This window comes from Micrococcus sp. SL257 (genome assembly GCF_026625585.1).
GTDB lineage: Bacteria > Actinomycetota > Actinomycetes > Actinomycetales > Micrococcaceae > Micrococcus > Micrococcus luteus.
On the sequence record NZ_CP113053.1, the window covers coordinates 2,056,776 to 2,073,430 of the forward strand.

15 protein-coding genes are annotated in these 16,655 nt (G+C 73.8%); 1 reads left to right on the plus strand and 14 read right to left on the minus strand.

Features of this window, described 5'->3' with window-relative positions; genetic code table 11:
- Positions 1 to 42 precede the first annotated feature (42 nt).
- The 12 genes from miaA to dapA all read right to left on the minus strand — a co-directional run bounded on the left by miaA (position 43) and on the right by dapA (position 14,007).
- Entirely contained in the window at positions 43 to 981 is a 939-nt protein-coding gene (gene miaA, locus OVA32_RS09525; protein ID WP_101967224.1) for a tRNA (adenosine(37)-N6)-dimethylallyltransferase MiaA, read from the minus strand.
- The gene (gene miaB, locus OVA32_RS09530) at positions 981 to 2,420 is read right to left on the minus strand and encodes a tRNA (N6-isopentenyl adenosine(37)-C2)-methylthiotransferase MiaB (protein ID WP_239074780.1); all 1,440 of its coding nucleotides are present in this window, start codon (positions 2,418 to 2,420) and stop codon (positions 981 to 983) included. Before miaB ends, miaA begins: the two co-directional genes overlap by 1 nt.
- A gap of 148 nt (positions 2,421 to 2,568) precedes the next feature.
- On the minus strand, positions 2,569 to 3,465 hold the full coding sequence (locus OVA32_RS09535) for a regulatory protein RecX (RefSeq protein ID WP_231862033.1): 897 nt from the start codon (positions 3,463 to 3,465) through the stop codon (positions 2,569 to 2,571).
- A gap of 119 nt (positions 3,466 to 3,584) precedes the next feature.
- Complete coding sequence (recA, locus tag OVA32_RS09540; protein WP_041104259.1) at positions 3,585 to 4,649, minus strand: recombinase RecA; 1,065 nt, start codon at positions 4,647 to 4,649, stop codon at positions 3,585 to 3,587.
- A 210-nt stretch (positions 4,650 to 4,859) separates the two neighbouring features.
- Positions 4,860 to 5,078, minus strand: a complete 219-nt coding sequence (locus OVA32_RS09545; RefSeq protein WP_002856506.1) for a DUF3046 domain-containing protein — start codon at positions 5,076 to 5,078, stop codon at positions 4,860 to 4,862.
- Between the two features lie 98 nt (positions 5,079 to 5,176).
- Positions 5,177 to 5,578 (minus strand): helix-turn-helix domain-containing protein, encoded by a 402-nt coding sequence (locus tag OVA32_RS09550; RefSeq protein ID WP_036315027.1) that lies wholly within the window; start codon positions 5,576 to 5,578, stop codon positions 5,177 to 5,179.
- 106 nt (positions 5,579 to 5,684) lie between these two features.
- Positions 5,685 to 6,968 (minus strand): hypothetical protein, encoded by a 1,284-nt coding sequence (locus OVA32_RS09555; RefSeq protein ID WP_101967146.1) that lies wholly within the window; start codon positions 6,966 to 6,968, stop codon positions 5,685 to 5,687.
- Positions 6,969 to 7,048: 80 nt separating this feature from the next.
- The gene (locus tag OVA32_RS09560; protein WP_170721021.1) at positions 7,049 to 7,570 is read right to left on the minus strand and encodes a CinA family protein; all 522 of its coding nucleotides are present in this window, start codon (positions 7,568 to 7,570) and stop codon (positions 7,049 to 7,051) included.
- 10 nt (positions 7,571 to 7,580) lie between these two features.
- On the minus strand, positions 7,581 to 8,195 hold the full coding sequence (locus OVA32_RS09565) for a CDP-alcohol phosphatidyltransferase family protein (RefSeq protein WP_060974316.1): 615 nt from the start codon (positions 8,193 to 8,195) through the stop codon (positions 7,581 to 7,583).
- Positions 8,192 to 11,335 carry an FtsK/SpoIIIE family DNA translocase gene (locus tag OVA32_RS09570; RefSeq protein WP_101967145.1) on the minus strand — a complete coding sequence of 1,048 codons (3,144 nt, stop codon included), beginning with the start codon at positions 11,333 to 11,335 and terminating at the stop codon, positions 8,192 to 8,194. Before OVA32_RS09570 ends, OVA32_RS09565 begins: the two co-directional genes overlap by 4 nt.
- A 54-nt stretch (positions 11,336 to 11,389) precedes the next feature.
- Positions 11,390 to 13,075: a ribonuclease J gene (locus OVA32_RS09575; protein WP_002856517.1), complete on the minus strand. Its 1,686-nt coding sequence runs from the start codon at positions 13,073 to 13,075 to the stop codon at positions 11,390 to 11,392.
- A gap of 14 nt (positions 13,076 to 13,089) precedes the next feature.
- Complete coding sequence (dapA, locus tag OVA32_RS09580) at positions 13,090 to 14,007, minus strand: 4-hydroxy-tetrahydrodipicolinate synthase (protein WP_036384223.1); 918 nt, start codon at positions 14,005 to 14,007, stop codon at positions 13,090 to 13,092.
- Between the two features lie 41 nt (positions 14,008 to 14,048).
- Between dapA and OVA32_RS09585 the strand changes: the two genes are divergently transcribed.
- Positions 14,049 to 15,320: a heparan-alpha-glucosaminide N-acetyltransferase domain-containing protein gene (locus OVA32_RS09585; protein WP_101967144.1), complete on the plus strand. Its 1,272-nt coding sequence runs from the start codon at positions 14,049 to 14,051 to the stop codon at positions 15,318 to 15,320.
- A gap of 17 nt (positions 15,321 to 15,337) precedes the next feature.
- Here OVA32_RS09585 and OVA32_RS09590 read toward each other — a convergent pair whose 3' ends face one another.
- Both OVA32_RS09590 and dapB read right to left on the minus strand, forming a co-directional pair.
- The gene (locus OVA32_RS09590; RefSeq protein WP_060973492.1) at positions 15,338 to 15,856 is read right to left on the minus strand and encodes a hypothetical protein; all 519 of its coding nucleotides are present in this window, start codon (positions 15,854 to 15,856) and stop codon (positions 15,338 to 15,340) included.
- A complete protein-coding gene (gene dapB / locus OVA32_RS09595; RefSeq protein WP_060973493.1) occupies positions 15,849 to 16,640 on the minus strand; it encodes a 4-hydroxy-tetrahydrodipicolinate reductase in 792 nt (263 codons plus the stop codon). The genes OVA32_RS09590 and dapB overlap by 8 nt, the downstream gene beginning before the upstream one ends.
- Between the last annotated feature and the right edge of the window lie 15 nt (positions 16,641 to 16,655).

Genomic DNA, 16,655 nt, shown 5'->3' on the forward strand with positions numbered 1-16,655 from the left:
TCAGCCCGTGCCTCGTGTCAAGAACCTCATGACCCACAACATCTAGGTGGCGTCCCCGGCGACGACGGCGAGCGCCTCCGCCACGACGTCCTCGTCCTGCGCGTCGAGCCAGACGACGCGCGGGTCGGCCCGGAACCAGGTCTCCTGGCGGCGGGCGAACCGGCGCGTGGCCACGACGGTCTGGTCGGCCGCCTCCGCCTCGGTGAGCTCGCCGTCGAGGACGGCGAGCATCTGGGCGTAGCCGATCGCGCGGGACGCGGTCGGTCCCTGCCGCAGCCCGTCCGGCCCGGGGACGTCGAGGCGGCGGACCTCGTCCAGCAGCCCCTCGGCCAGCATGCGCTCCACCCGGGCCGCGATCCGCTGGTGCAGCTCGGCCCGGTCCAGGCGCAGGCCGAGCTGCACCACGGGGGCGACCTCCGGGGCGTACGTGCGCTCCGGCATGAACGCGGAGAACGGACGGCCCGTCAGCCGGCACACCTCCAGCGCGCGCACGATGCGGCGGGCGTCCTGCAGCCGCTCCGCCGAGACCGGGTCCAGGGAGGCCAGCTCGGCCCTCAGCCCGGCCAGGCCCTCCCGCTGCGCGCGCGCCTCCAGCTCGGCCCGCAGCGCCGGGTCCGTGGGCGGGAAGTCGAGCACGTCCAGCGCCGCCCGCACGTACAGCCCGGAGCCGCCCACGAGGATCGGGGTCCGACCCCGCGCGCGGATCTGGTCGAACAGGTCGCGGGCCGCGGACTGGAAGGCCGCCACCGAGGCCTCCTGGCCGACGTCGAGCACGTCCAGCAGATGGTGCGGGACGCCCTCGCGTTCAGCCGGGGTGACCTTCGCCGTGCCCACGTCCATCCCCCGGTAGAACTGCAGGGCGTCCCCGTTGACCACCTCGCCGTCCAGCGCGTGCGCCAGGGCGACGGCGAGGGCGGACTTGCCCGTCGCCGTCGCCCCGACGACGGCGACGACGGGCGGCCGGGCCGCGGCGGCGGGCATCAGGACCGCGGGCGCAGGGTCGGCATGCCGAGGCTCGTGGCACCGGAGCCGCCCGCCGTGCCGGGGGCCGGCGCGCCGCACGATTCGGCCTGGGCGCGGTCCCACGCATCGCCGGCGCGGGAGCGGCGCAGGACGTAGTCCTGTGCGGTCGGGTCGGCGACGGCGAAGAACGGGTGGGCCTCGGTGACCGTCACGGTGACGAAGTCGCCGGGGCGGGGGGTCTCGGCGCCGGCGGGCACGGAGAAGTGCACGAGCCGGTTGTCGGGTGCGCGCCCGGACAGGCGGCCGCGCTCCGCGGCCTTGGAGCCGGAGTCGGCGGTGACGAGCAGCTCCTGGCGGGTGCCGACGAGCGTGGCCATCTCCTCGGCCGAGATCCGGTCCTGCAGGGCCACGAGGCGCTCGAAGCGCTCCTGGACGACGGCCTTGGGCACCTGGTGGTCCATCTCCCCGGCGGGGGTCCCGGGGCGGATGGAGTACTGGAAGGTGAACGCGGAGGAGAAGCGGGAGGCCTCGACCACGCGCATCGTCTCGGCGAAGTCCTCCTCGGTCTCCCCGGGGAAGCCGACGATGATGTCCGTGGTGATGGCGGCGTGCGGGATGCGCTCGCGCACCTTCTCCAGGATCCGCAGGAACTTCGCGGACCGGTAGGAGCGGCGCATGTCCTTGAGCACCTTGTCCGAGCCCGACTGCAGGGGCATGTGCAGCTGCGGCATGACGTTGGGGGTCTCGGCCATCGCGTCGATGACGTCGTCCGTGAACGCGGCCGGGTGGGGGCTGGTGAAGCGGACGCGTTCGAGGCCCTCGATCTCCCCGCACGCGCGCAGCAGCTTGGCGAACGCGCCGCGGTCGCCGAACTCGACGCCGTAGGTGTTCACGTTCTGGCCCAGCAGCGTGACCTCGACGGCGCCGGCGTCGACGAGCGCCTGCACCTCGGCGAGGATCTCCCCGGGGCGGCGGTCCTTCTCCTTGCCGCGCAGCGACGGGACGATGCAGAACGTGCACGTGTTGTTGCAGCCCACGGAGATGGACACCCAGCCGGAGTGGGTGGAGTCGCGCTTGGTGGGCAGGGTGGAGGGGAACACCTCGAGCGACTCGAGGATCTCGATCTCGGCCTCGGCGTTGTGGCGCGAGCGCTCCAGCAGCACGGGCAGGGAGCCGATGTTGTGGGTTCCGAAGACGACGTCCACCCACGGGGCCCTGCGCTGGATGGCGGCCTGGTCCTTCTGGGCGAGGCACCCGCCGACGGCGATCTGCATGCCCGGGTGCGCGTCCTTCACCGCGCGCAGGTTGCCGAGGTTGCCGTACAGGCGGTTGTCCGCGTTCTCGCGGACCGCGCACGTGTTGAAGACCACGAGGTCGGCCTGGGCGTCCTCGGCGACCGGGGCGTAGCCGGTGGACTCGAGCAGGCCGGAGATGCGCTCGGAGTCGTGCACGTTCATCTGGCAGCCGAAGGTGCGGACCTCATAGGTCAGACCCTCGTGCGGGCGCGCGGCGGCGCCGTCCTGCGCGAGCGGGGTGGTGCGCGGGGGTGGGGTCCGTCAGAGTCACCGCACCATTCTAGGAACTCCGGGCGCGGCCCGGATCCGCTCACTCCTCGTGCTCGGCGAGGACCTCCTTCACGACGGCGAACGCGAGGCCGCCGCCGTAGCCCTTGCGTCCCAGCATGCCGACGAGGCGGCGGGTCACCTTGTCCCGCTCAGCCCGGGCCTCCGGCGAGGCACCGCCGGGGACGGTGCGGCCCCGCAGCCGTCGGCGCACGAGGTCGAGGGCGGCGGCCCGTTCGTCCTCGCCGTCGATGGCCTCCAGCGCCTCGGCGGCGATCTCCCGGTCCACGCCCTTCTGCTGGAGCTCGTGCCCGAGGGCACGGCGCGCCAGGCCCTTGCTTCGGTGACGGCTGCGGACCCAGACCTCGGCGAAGGCGGCGTCATCCACGAGGCGCACCTCCTCGAAGCGGTCGAGGACGCGCTCGATCAGCTCGGGCTCGGCCTGGCGCTCGGCGAGCTTGCGTTCGAGCTGGCCGCGGGAGCGGGGGCCCAGGGCGAGCTGGCGCAGGACGACCTCGCGTGCGGCCTCCTCGCGCTCACGCGGTGCGGTGGGCAGGGGCGCCGGGCCGGGGCGACGTCGGGGGCGGTCGGTCTCGACGGCGGGGCGGGGATCCACGGCCGGGCGGCCCTCGTCGCGCGGGCGGCCACGCCGCGAGGGCGTGGTGGTGGCCCGCTTCCGGCCCCGGCGCTCGGTGTCCTCCCGGGTGTCCTCGCGCCCGGACCAGGGCAGCGTCCGGGGCCCGGCGCCGGGCGCGGGGCTGGGCAGGTCGCTCGCGCGAGTCAGCAGGGCCCCGAGATCCGGTGCCACGCCGGGGGCGGGATCCGGGACGTCCCCCGCGGGGGTCCCGGCATCGTGCGCGGGCACGGCGTTCCGCGCGGCCTCCGTGGCGTCCGCGTCGGACGACGTCGGCTCCGGTGCGCCGGCCAGATCGAGCCACATCCGGCCCACGTCCGAGTCCCGGGCGTCGTCGAACGCGGACGCACCGGGAGCGGAGCCGCTCCGGCCGGTCGTCTCCGACCGGTGGGCGGCCCCGCCTCCGACGTTCCGGCGCGATCGGGTCATCCGGCCGCGGTGTCCCCCGGAACCGCGGTCAGGGCCGGGGCCTCGTCGTCCTCGGCCTCCGGGGCCACGCCGATGCCGAGCTTCGTGAGGATGCGCTCCTCGATCTCGTTGGCGAGGTCCGGGTTGTCCTTGAGGAAGCGACGGGCGTTCTCCTTGCCCTGCCCGAGCTGGTCCCCGTCATAGGTGAACCACGCGCCGGACTTCTTGACGATGCCCTCCTCGACACCCATGTCGATCAGGCCGCCCTCGCGGGAGATGCCGACCCCGTAGAGGATGTCGAACTCGGCCTGCTTGAAGGGCGGGGCCATCTTGTTCTTGACGATCTTCACGCGGGTGCGGTTGCCGACGGGGTTGCCGGCCTCCTTGAGGGTCTCGATGCGGCGGACGTCGATGCGCACGGACGCATAGAACTTGAGCGCCTTGCCGCCCGTGGTGGTCTCCGGGGAGCCGAAGAACACGCCGATCTTCTCGCGCAGCTGGTTGATGAAGATGGCCGTGGTCTTGGTCTGGTGCAGGCGGCCGGTCACCTTGCGCAGCGCCTGGGACATGAGGCGGGCCTGCAGGCCGACGTGGGAGTCGCCCATCTCGCCCTCGATCTCGGCGCGCGGGGTCAGCGCGGCCACGGAGTCGATGACGACGATGTCCAGGGTGCCCGAGGAGACGAGCATGTCCATGATCTCCAGGGCCTGCTCGCCGGTGTCCGGCTGGCTGACCAGCAGGGCGTCCGTGTCCACCCCGAGCTGGCGGGCGTAGACCGGGTCCAGGGCGTGCTCCGCGTCGATGAAGGCCGCGATGCCGCCGTTGCGCTGCGCGTTGGCCACCGCGTGCAGGGCCAGGGTGGTCTTGCCCGAGGACTCCGGGCCGTAGATCTCCACCACGCGGCCGCGCGGCAGGCCGCCGATGCCCAGGGCCACGTCCATGGCCACCGAGCCCGTGGGGATGACCTCGACGGGTGCCTGGGTCTGGTCCCCCAGCCGCATGACGGAACCCTTGCCGAACTGCTTGTCGATCTGGGCGAGAGCGGCCTCGAGGGCCTTCTCGCGATCCGTCACCTTGCTCATCCTTCACCCCTAGCTCTGGTGGTGCTGCCGCGGACGCTGGAGCGCCCGCCTCGGTCATGTCCGTGAATCTACGGGGGGCGGCGGACACGATAAGCGTGGCCGGCCCCGCCTGTGCACGAGATCACCCCGTCGCACTGCTGTGCAGGACTCTACCGCATTCTTCGAACACGTGTTCGAACAGGGGCAGTGCCCCGCCAGCGCGTCGCGGCGTCAGCGTTTCGGCGGCACGTCCCGACCGAGACGCCGCTCCTGCGGGATCTCATGCAGGTCGCAGACCGCCAGCCAGACCCGCCGCGGGTCCACGCCGGCGGCGAGCGCCGCCGTCGCGGTGGTGTCCAGGCCGGGCAGGTGCAGGGAGTCGGCCACGAGGCCGGCCCGGGCGGGGCCGAACTCCTCGTCCATCAGCCGGCGGAACTCGCTCTCGCGCACGGGCGGTCCTCTCTGTGGTCGGTCGCGGGGTCAGGGACGGGGACGCAGACGGCGCGGGCGCCCCGAGACGGGGCGCCCGCGCCGTGGGTGTGGCGGGGTCAGCGGCCGGCCAGCGAGCCCAGGCTGGGGTCCGTGAGGTCGTCCGGCAGGGTGTCCGGGACGACCATGCCCTCCTGCTCCACGAGCCGGTCCGAGACCTCCCGCAGCAGGTAGGACAGCGGGATGTCCAGCGCCTGGCAGATCGAGGCCAGCAGCTCGGAGGAGGCCTCCTTCTGGCCGCGCTCCACCTCCGACAGGTAGCCGAGCGAGACACGGGCATCGTGCGAGACCTCGCGCAGGGTGCGGCCCTGGAGCTGCCGGACGTCGCGCAGGACGTCGCCGATCTCGTGGCGGAGGAGGGGCATGCTGCGCTCCTTGATGTCGGGGGCGGCCGCGCGGGGACGGGGCTGGTCATCGACCCAGCGCGTGATTCCGTGGGAATGGACGGGATGTCGCATCATGTCTATCGCCTGCTCCTGGACTTTTCCTGAAGGCACCGGGCCGCGGGCCTGATCCCGCGAGGCACTCTTCTTGACTCATTACATTCAACGTCGGGCGGGGTCGCGTTCATTCCCGAGGCACGGCCTCCCCCTCCCTCGGGCGTTCCGCGGCCCCGTCGCCCCCGTGCCGCTCCGAGCGCCGATGCCGTTCCCGCAGGGAGTACGTGGCGTTCCGGATGCGCTCGGAGTCGTCCAGGCTCGATCCGACGGCCCCGGCCATCGTGCCCATCGACGCCGCCAGCCACACGAGCCGGACGTAGTCGCCCACACCGCTGGGCTGCTCGAGCTCCTCCCCCAGATACTCCACGGGGATGATCATGAGCGCGACCAGCAGCAGCGTCACGAAGAGCAGCACGTAGACGACGGTGCAGGCCAGGCCCACGGTGAGCACGGTGGAGAGGTTGTCCAGTCGCGAGCTGTGCCGGTGGGCCGCACCGTGCGTCCACAGACCGTTCGTGGTGACCAGCCACGCCACCAGCAACACCACGGACAGCACGCTGACCGCCGCGAGCCGCCCCGGAGACATCACGCTGGAGAGCACCCAGATGGAGCCGAAGAACACGCCGTAGGCACCGGCCGCGCTGGCCGAGGCGATCGTGAACGTCATGTCCCGCGGCATGAGCAGCGGCCGGTTGGCCATCACCATCCCGGCCAGCAGGCGCAGCGTGCCCGTCCAGCCCTTCACGTACACCGTGGACGTGCGCCGGGACCCGCCGCCCATCCCGGTGGTCGTGGTCACGTCCGCGTCGACGTCGCCCAGTGGGGCGATGCCCCGCAGCGCGGCCGTGTCGGGCTCGGGAGGCTCGTCCGCCGGGGACCGGCCGCCGTCCTCCTCCACCTCGCCGGACTCGTCGGAGGACTGCACGTCCAGCTCCCCGTCCGGCGGGTCCACGTGCGGGGCGGTGTCGATGTGCTCGACGATCCGCAGCACCGTCTCCCGCAGCCGGCGGGCCGGGGTGATGACCCCCAGCGCCGGGACGCACACGACGCCGACCCGCAGCTGCGGCACGACGTCCGCCACCACGCCGCGCCGGTCGTCGAACCGGGGCAGGTCGACGACGGCGACCACCGTGTCCCATCCCTGCCCGTCCGCGAGTGAGCGGACCGGCTCCTCCAGGACCATGCCCCCGGTCGCACCGACCGGCAGCGACTCCTGCCGTGTCTCGACCCGCCAGCCGCCGGGCTGCGGCAGGCGGTCGTCGAGCCGGTCCTCGACATCCCCGGCGATGCGGCGCACGAGGGCCCACGGGGTGCCCGGGTCGGCCACGAGGCCGATGACGCGGGGGCCCGGGGCGTCGTCGCCGTCCTGCGGCGCATGCTCGGGCGGGGTGGGAGGCGATGCGGTCTCCATCGCGCCGAACCTACGCGGCGGGGCGGGCCGGCACCAGGGACGGGGCGCCGAGGCGGGTCGGTCGGCGCCCCCATGCAGCCTCAGTGGCCGCGGCCGGCGAGCAGGCGCGTCAGGGCCTGCAGCGCCGCGGCGACGGTGGCCTCCCGGATCGCGGCCCGGTCGCCGTCGAGCCGGAGGAGGATCGCGGTGGCCGCGCCGTCGCGCTCGCCGCCGAACACGTCCAGCGCGCTCGCGTCCGCGTCGGGCACGGCCAGGCCGAGCCACACGGTGCCCACCGGCTGGCCCTGGTGCGGCTCGGGCCCGGCGACGCCCGTGGTGGCCACACCGACGTCGGCGCCCAGGGCCGCCCGGGCGCCGAGGGCCATCCGCCGGGCCACGTCCGCGTCCACCGCCCCGACCCGCGCGAGCAGGTCCTCCGGCACACCCAGCAGGCCGGTCTTCACGGCGTTCTGGTAGGCCACCACGCCCCCGTGCAGCACGGCCGACGCCCCGGGGACGTCGGCCAGGCGCGCGGCCACCAGACCGGCGGTGAGGGACTCCCCCGTCGCCACCGTGAGGCCCGCGTCCGCGAGCGCGTGCACCACGTCCCGGGCCGCCGCCATGGTCATCGCCTCAGGCCCCCCGCTGGGCGGCGAGCGCGTCCCGCCGCAGGACCCACGCGTCCTTGACGTACTCCAGACCGGTCAGCACCGTCAGCACGGTGGCGGCCCCGATGACCACCCATCCGGCCCACGGCCACCAGCCGCCCACGAGCGGGGCCAGGGGCAGGAGCAGCAGGCCGATGCCCACGGTCTGCAGCACGGTCTTGAGCTTGCCGCCGCGGCCGGCCGGCATCACGCCGTAGCGGATCACCACGAAGCGCATCAGGGTGATGCCCCATTCACGCACCAGGATCACGATGGTCACCCACCACCACAGCTCGCCCAGCAGGGAGAACAGCACGAGGGCCGTGCCCGTGAGCAGCTTGTCCGCGATGGGGTCCGCGATCTTGCCGAAGTCGGTGATCAACCCGCGGGCGCGGGCGATGTCCCCGTCGAGCTTGTCGGTGTACATGGCCGCCGCGAACAGCGCCAGCGCGACCCAGCGGGCGACGAGCGAGTCGCCGCCCCACGGCCCGCCGGCCCACAGCGCCCAGGCGAAGAAGGGCACCATCAGGATGCGCACCGAGGTCAGGATGTTCGGCAGGTTCCAGGCGGACACGTGCTGCGCCCCACCCGCCGTGCTCATCTGCCCGTCAGCTGCCACGCGTCCTCCGATCCCTCGTCGTCGTCCTCATCGTTCCAGTCCACGGCGGCCGGGCGCGAGTCCAGATCCTCCTGCACCAGGTCGCGCGGACCGGCCGACGCCGAGGCGTCGCCGTCGCCGGAGGTGGCCGAGGGCGGGGTGTCTCCGGAGATGGTGGCGAGCACGTCCGCGAGGTCGTCGGGCTTGACCAGCACGTCGCGGGCCTTGGAGCCCTCGGAGGGGCCCACGACGCCGCGGGACTCCATGAGGTCCATGAGGCGGCCGGCCTTCGCGAAGCCCACCCGCAGCTTGCGCTGCAGCATGGACGTGGAGCCGAACTGCGTGGTGACCACGAGTTCGACGGCCTGCAGGAGCAGGTCCAGATCGTCGCCGATGTCCTCGTCGATGACCTTCTCGGTCTTCTCGGGGATCACGTCCTCGCGGTACTGGACCTGCATCTGCGACTTCACGTGCTCCACGACGGCGTGGATCTCGGACTCGTTGACCCACGCCCCCTGCACGCGCATGGGCTTGGACTTGCCCATCGGCAGGAACAGCGCGTCGCCCTGGCCGAGCAGCTTCTCCGCGCCGGGCTGGTCCAGGACCACGCGCGAGTCCGTGACCGACGACGTCGCGAACGCCATGCGCGAGGGCACGTTGGCCTTGATCAGGCCCGTGACCACGTCCACGGACGGCCGCTGCGTGGCGAGCACGAGGTGGATGCCGGCCGCACGGGCCAGCTGGGTGATGCGCACGATCGCGTCCTCGACGTCGCGCGGGGCGACCATCATCAGGTCCGCGAGCTCATCCACGATGACCAGCAGGTACGGGTACGGGCGCAGCACGCGCTTGGAGTCCGGCGGCAGCTTCACCTGGCCGGCCCGGACGGCCTTGTTGAAGTCGTCCACGTGCTTGTAGCCGAACGCCGCGAGGTCGTCGTAGCGGGTGTCCATCTCCTTGACGACCCACTGCAGCGCCTCGGCCGCCTTCTTCGGGCTCGTGATGATCGGGGTGACCAGGTGGGGCACGCCCTCGTACGCGGTGAGCTCGACGCGCTTGGGGTCCACCATCACCATGCGCACCTCGTCCGGGGTGGAGCGCATGAGGATCGAGGTGATCATCGAGTTCACGAACGAGGACTTGCCGGCGCCGGTGGCGCCCGCCACGAGCATGTGGGGCATCTTCGCGAGGTTGGCCACCACGTAGCCGCCCTCCACGTCCTTGCCGACGCCCATCACCATCGGGTGGTCGGTGCGCTGGGCGGCCTGCGAGCGCAGGACGTCGCCGAGGGCCACGACCTCCTTGTCCGTGTTGGGGATCTCGATGCCGATCGCGCGCTTGCCCGGGATGGGGCTGAGGATCCGCACGTCCGAGGAGGCCACCGCGTACGCGATGTTCTTCTCCAGCGCCGTCACCTTCTCCACCTTGGTGCCGGGGGCGACCTCGACCTCGTAGCGCGTCACCGTCGGCCCGCGGGAGAACCCAGTGACCTGGGCGTCCACCTTGAACTCGGTGAACGTGGTGGTCAGCGCGGCGACAACCCGGTCGTTGGCCTCGGAGCGCTCCTTCGGCTGGGGCCCGGCCGGGAGCAGGGCCGACTGCGGCAGCGTGTAGGACACGTCCCCGCCCAGCTCGGACTGGGTGCCGCGGGCCGGCTCGGCGGTCACCGGCGGCACCGGCGCGGGGGTGCTGGCGGGCACGGCGGAGGACGACGACGGCACGGCGGCCCCGGAGCCCTGACCTGGGGCGTCGTCCAGGGCGAACGGGGTGTCCTCCCCCGCGTCCCCCTCCTGGCGCGCGGCGGCCGGGGCGGCGGCCTCGCGCTGGGCGCGGGCATGCTCGCGGACCTGCTCGAGGGCACGGTCCGCGGCCGTGGGCCGGCGCACTCCGGCGGGCGGCTGCGGCTCGGCGTCCGCGTCCTCGGGCGCGTCGTCCTCGTCCACCCACGGGTCGAAGTCGTCCGAGGCGTCCCGGCCCGCGTCCCGCGCGTCCGCGGCGGCCTGCTCGGCGTCGAACACGCCCTGCTCCCCGCGAGCGGCTCGCCGGGGGGCGGGCCGGGGCAGGACCTGGGTGGTCTCCGCCTCGGGGGCGGCGTGGGAGCCGGCCTCGGCCTCGTGGATCACCGGGGAGTCGTAGGCGGTGCCGGCGGTGTGCTCCGGGGCGGCGTCGGCGGCCTGCTCCTCGCGTGCCCGGCGCCCGCCGAACAGGCGCGCGAACAGGCCGGGGCGGGAGGCCCCGGCGGCGTGGGCGCCGGCGGCCGGGCCGTCCAGGTAGGACTGGTCGTGGTCCGGGTGGGTGCGCCCGGTCTCCGCATCCACGGAGAGCGGGGTGGCGAGGTCCTCGGCCTCGCGGCGCTCCTCCCGGGCCCGGCGCCGCTCGGCACGGCGGGCGGCCCGCTGCTCGGAGGCACCCTCGGGGTCCTGGCCCGTGAGCCAGTCGTAGCCGCCCGCGATCCGCTGCGGGATCGAGCCGACGGGCGTCGCGGTGAGCACGAGCACCGAGAAGAAGGCCAGCAGGATCATGAGGACCCAGACGGGCACGGGTGTCAGCAGGGAGGCCAGCGGCGCCGTCGCCAGGTAGCCGACCATGCCCCCGGCGCCGAGCATGTCCTCGAAGGCCTCGGCGGCCGAGGGCACGCCGCCCACGAGGTGGGCGATGCCGGAGCCGGCGACCGTGGCCATGAGCAGGCCGATGATGATGCGCCCGTTGGCGCGATGGTCCGTGGCGTGGCGGAAGCAGCGCACGGCCACGACGAGCAGGGCGATCGGCACCAGGAGGGCGAACCACCCGACGGTGCCGCCCACCACCCCGTGCACCACGCGGCCGACGGCGGTGCCGCGCAGGCCCCACCACTCCACGGCCGCGATCAGCGCGGCGAGCAGCAGCAGGAGCAGGCCGGTGCCGTCACGGCGTTCCTCGCGGTCGATGCGCACGTCCGGGCCGAGCTTGCGGAAGCCCGCGCCGACCGGTGTGGCCAACCCCATCCACAGGGTGTGCAGGGCGCGCAGGGGCGCGGCGGGCCGGTCGGCCTCGGGGACGGTCGCGGTCGACCCCTTCCGTCCGGAGCCTCGGCGTCCGGCGGAGCCGGAGCGGGACGTGGCGGAGGAGGACGACGAACGCGTGGGGGAAGTACGGGTCGCCATGCCCACCAAACTACCGCGAACCGCGGACACGGCAGGCATGGCGACCCGGAGGGGTCAGGCCTCCAGGACCACCGGGATGATCATCGGGCGGCGGCGCAGCTTGCGGTTGACCCACGTGCCGACGGTCCGGCGGACCACCTGCTGGAGCTGGTGGGCGGTGTGGTCCTTGCTGGACTGCACGGCCTCCTCGAGCGCCCGGACGATCTTCGGCTTGATCTCCTCGAACACCTTCTCGTCCTCGGCGACGCCGCGGGCGTGGACGTCCGGGCCGGACACGATCGTGCCGGTCTGCCGGTTGACCACGGTGATGATCGAGATGAAGCCCTCCTCGCCCAGGACACGGCGGTCCTTGAGGTCCGAGTCGGAGATCTCGCCCACGGAGGAGCCGTCCACGTACACGTAGCCGCACTCCACCTCGCCGACGACCTTCACGAGGCCGTCGGTCATGTCCACCACGGTGCCGTTGCCGGCCAGGATGACGTTCTCGGCCGGCACGCCGGTCTTCTCCGCGATCCGGCCGTTGGCGATCAGGTGGCGGGTCTCGCCGTGCACCGGCATCACGAACTCGGGCTCGACGATGTTGTAGCAGTACAGCAGCTCGCCCTCGGAGGCGTGGCCGGAGACGTGCACCTTGGCCATGCCCTTGTGCACCACGGTCGCGCCGAGCTTCATGAGCCCGTTGATCACGCGGAACACGGAGTTCTCGTTGCCCGGGATCAGGGAGGAGGCCAGCACGACGAGGTCGCCCTCCTCCAGCTGCACCTGGTGGTCCCCGTTGGCCATGCGGGACAGGGCCGCCATCGGCTCGCCCTGGGAGCCGGTGACCATGAGCACGATCTCGTCGTCGCGGTACTTGTCCACCTTGCGGATGTCCACGAGGATCCCGTTCGGCACGTTGAGGTAGCCGAGCTTCGCCGCGATGGTCATGTTGCGGATCATGGAGCGCCCGCCGAAGGCCACCTTGCGACCGTGCTTGTGGGCGGCGTCGAGGACCTGCTGGACGCGGTGCACGTGGGAGGAGAACGAGGCCACCACGATGCGGCGCTTCGCCGTGGCGAAGTAGCGCTCGAGGGTGGGGCCGATCTCCGCCTCCGTGGTGGTGAACCCCGGGACCTCGGCGTTCGTGGAGTCGGTCATGAACAGGTCCACGCCCTCCTCGCCGAGACGGGCGAAGGCGCGCAGGTCCGTGATGCGGCCGTCGAGCGGCAGCTGGTCCATCTTGAAGTCGCCGGTGTGCAGGATGGTGCCGGCGTCCGTGTGGATGGCGACGGCGAGCGCGTCCGGGATCGAGTGGTTCACGGCCACGAACTCGCACTCGAACGGGCCGAACTCGACGATGTCGTCTTCCTTGACCACGCGGGTGCGCGGCTTGATCCGGTGCTCCTCGAGCTTGGCCTCGATCAGGGCGAGGGTCAGCTTGGAGCCGATCACGGGGATGTCGTCGCGCAGGCGCAGCAGGTACGGCACGGCACCGATGTGGTCCTCGTGGCCGTGGGTCAGGACGATGCCGACGACGTCGTCCACGCGGTCCCGGATGTAGTCGAAGTCCGGCAGGATCAGGTCGACGCCGGGCTGGTGCTCCTCGGGGAAGAGGACGCCGCAGTCGACGATGAGGATCTTGCCGTCGATCTCGAAGGTGACCATGTTGCGGCCGACCTCCTCGAGGCCGCCCAGCTGGACGATGCGGCAGGTGCCCCGCTTGAGCTTGGGCGGGGTGGACAGGCGGGTGCCTGCGGTCATGGAACGGGTCCCTTCTAGAAGGTGATGCCGGCCTCCGCGAGGTCGGCTCGGATGACGGAGAGCTCGTCCGGCGTGGCCTGGACGAGGGGCAGCCGCACGGCTGCGGACGGGATGACGCCCTGGGCGGCGAGGACGGCCTTCGCGGCCACCGCGCCCTGGACGTGGGTCATGATGCCGCGCTGGACGGGGTCCAGCGCGAAGTGGTGATCACGGGCACCGGCCAGGTCGCCGGCGTGGACGGCGTCCACGAGCTGGCGGTACAGCTCGGGGGCCGCGTGCGCGGCCACCGAGACGACCCCGACGGCGCCGAGCGCCATGAGCGGCAGGGTCGCGCCGTCGTCGCCGGAGTAGAGGTCGAGGTCTGTGTGCGCCAGGACGGTGGTGGTGGACTGCAGGTCCCCCTTCGCGTCCTTGAGCGCACGGATGTTGGGGTGCTGCGCGAGCGCGATGATCGTCTCGGGCTCGATCGGCATCACGGAGCGGCCCGGGATGTCGTAGAGCATGATCGGCAGGTCCACGCCGTCGGCCACGGCCTCGAAGTGCGCGCGGATGCCGGCCTGGTTGGGCTTGTTGTAGTACGGGGTGACGAGCAGCAGCCCGTCCACGCCCGTCTCGGCCGCGCGGCGGGACAGCTCGAGGGTGTGCGCCGTGTCGTTGGTGCCGGTGCCGGCCACGACCCTGGCGCGGTCCCCCACGGCCTCGACGACGGTGCGGAACATCGCCACGTTCTCGTCGTCCGTGAGCGTGGAGGTCTCGCCGGTGGTGCCGGTGACCACGAGGCCGTCGGCCCCGCGGTCCACCAGGTGCTCGGCCAGCGCGGCGGCCGCCTCGAGGTCCACGGCGCCCTCGTCCGTCATGGGGGTGACCATGGCGGGCACGACCGTGCCGAAGAGCAGCTCGGAGGGGATGACGGCGGAACGGACGGCACTCATGGGCCCCACCCTACCTGCGAGACTGGGGGCCCGCGCCGTCCGTGGCCCCTCCGCGACGCGCGGCGACTCGAGAGGAGCCCGCCCTGCGTCCCGCCCCGCCCCCCGCCGCCGTCCGCCCGGACCGGCCCGCGCGTCGCCGGCTGCCCGGCGTCGACGCGGCCCGCGGAATCGCCCTGCTCGGCATGATCACCGTCCACGTCCTCGACCCGGCGACGGCGGACGGGGCGCCGCACCCGGCGTTCCTGTCCTTCGCCGGACGCGCCTCGGTGCTGTTCGTCCTGCTGGCCGGCGTCGGGCTGGCCCTGTCCACGGGGGGCGCGACGCCGGCCACGGGGGCCCGGCGCGCGACGCTGCGCCGCCGGATCGCCCGACGCGCGGGCCTGCTGTTCGTGCTCGGGCTCGCGTGCGGGACGCTCGGGGTCCCCGTGGCCGTCATCCTGTGCCACTACGCCCTGCTCTTCCTGCTCGCGCTGCCCCTGCTGGGCCTGCGTGCCCGCACCCTGGGGGTGATCGCGGGGGCGTGGCTCGTGCTCGGGCCGGTGCTGGTGTTCGCGGTGGTCGCGGCCGTGCAGGCCGTCGTGGGGCGCCAGGAGTTCTTCGTGGGCGGGCGGCTCTGGCTCTCCCCCGGCCCCGCGGACCTGCTGCGTCCCGGGCTGCTGCTGGCCGATCTGACGCTCACGGGCTACTACCCCGTCCTGTCCTGGGGCGCGTTCCTCGTGCTGGGGCTGGCCCTGGGGCGGCTGCCGCTGGACCGGCCCCGCGTGGCCGCCGGGATCCTCGGCGGCGGGGCCGCGGCGTGGGCGGCGGCCGGCGTCGTCGGTGCGGCGGTGCTGCGGGCTCCGGGCACGGTCGGGCGGGTCGCCGCGGCGATCGGCACGGACCCGGTCGAGACGGCGCTCACGCTGCGCACGGGCGAGCCGCGGCTCGCGCTGCTGATCCCGGATCCGCTGTGGCTCGCCCTGCCGACCCCGCACTCCGGGTCCGTGGTGGCCGCCGTGTTTGCGGCGGGCTGGGCCTGCGCCGTGCTGGGCGCCTGCCTGCTGGCCCGGCCGCTGGTCGGGCACGCCGCGCTGCGCCCGCTCGTGGGTGCGGGGCGCATCCCGCTCACGCTCTACGTGGGGCACCTCGTGGTGCTCGCGCTCGTGGACGCGACCGGACTCGACCCGGCCGACGGGGCACTGCTCGCCGCCCTCGTCGTGCTGAGCCTCGCGGCCGGGCTGGCCGCCGAGCTCAGCGGCCGACGGGGTCCGCTCGAAGCCGTGATGGCCCGGCTCTCCCGGGCGGGTGGGGAACGGGCCGTCGCAGGGCGTTGAGCGAGGCGTGGGCCGCGTCAGCCGGCGCGGTGCAGGCGGACGGCCTCCCGGGCCGCCTCGCGGGCGCGGCGGCGGTCGCCCGAGGCGTCGTAGGCCAGGGCGAGGCGGTAGCGGGCGCGCCAGTCGCGCGGTGCGGCCTCGGCCTCCACGCGGTACAGGTCGAACTGGGCGTCGGCGGCCTCCCGGTCGATCCGGCCGCCGGGCGAGCGCGGCAGGTCGTCCTCCGGCAGCCCGCCCTCGGCCTCGAGCTGGTCGGCCAGGCGTTCGGTCTGGCGCCCGAACCACACCTCGCGGGCCAGGACGGCCACGGTCACCAGCACCACGAGGATGACGCCCACGCCGATCGCCTTGGCCAGCGGCTGCGGGGCGCGCACCAGCGCGACGGACGCGTTGAGGGCGAACCCGGCGAACAGCAGCACGAGCAGGGACACGAAGCCGACCCACACCTTGCTCATCACGGTCGAGCGGCGGGCACGGGCGGCGTGCTCGGTCGGGCCCACGGCGCCGTCGTCGGGGATGCGGGAGGGCTCAGCCAAGGTCCAGGTATCCATCCAGTCCGTAGGTCAGACCCGGGCGGGAGGCCACGGTCCGCAGGCCGAGGACGACGCCGGGCATGTAGGCGCCGCGGTCGAATGCGTCGTGCCGGACCACGAGCTGCTCACCCGGCCCGCCCAGCAGCACCTCCTGGTGCGCCTCCAGGCCACGCAGGCGCACCGCGTGCACGTGCACGCCGTGGACGACGGCGCCGCGCGCGCCGTCCGGGTCATGCTCGGTGGCGTCCGGGGAGATGGGCACGCCGGCCGCGTCCCGGGCCGCGCCGATGAGCTCGGCGGTCCGCACGGCCGTGCCCGACGGGGCGTCCACCTTGTCCGGGTGGTGCAGCTCGACGAGCTCGACGGACTCGAAGTACCGCGCCGCCTGCGCGGCGAACGCCGAGGCCAGCACCGAGCCGACCGAGAAGTTCGGGGCGATCAGCACGCCCACCCCCGGGTGCTCAGCCAGCTGCGCCTCGAGGCGCTCGCGGCGCTCGGGCACCCAGCCCGACGTGCCGACCACGGTGTGCAGCCCGTGCTCCACGGCGAAGGCCACGTTCTCAGGCGAGGCGTCCGGCACCGTGAGGTCCAGGACGTGCGTGGCGCCGGCGTCGAGCACCGCGTCCAGGCGGTCCTGCGAGCCGAGCTCGGCCACGAGCTTCAGCCCCTCGGCCGCTCGCACCGCGGGCACCGCGTGGCGGCCCATGCGGCCACGGGCGCCCAGGATCGCGACGCGCGGGACGTCGTCGGGAGCGGACACGGCGGAGGGGGTGCGGGTCTCGGTCATGGCCTCCAGCCTACG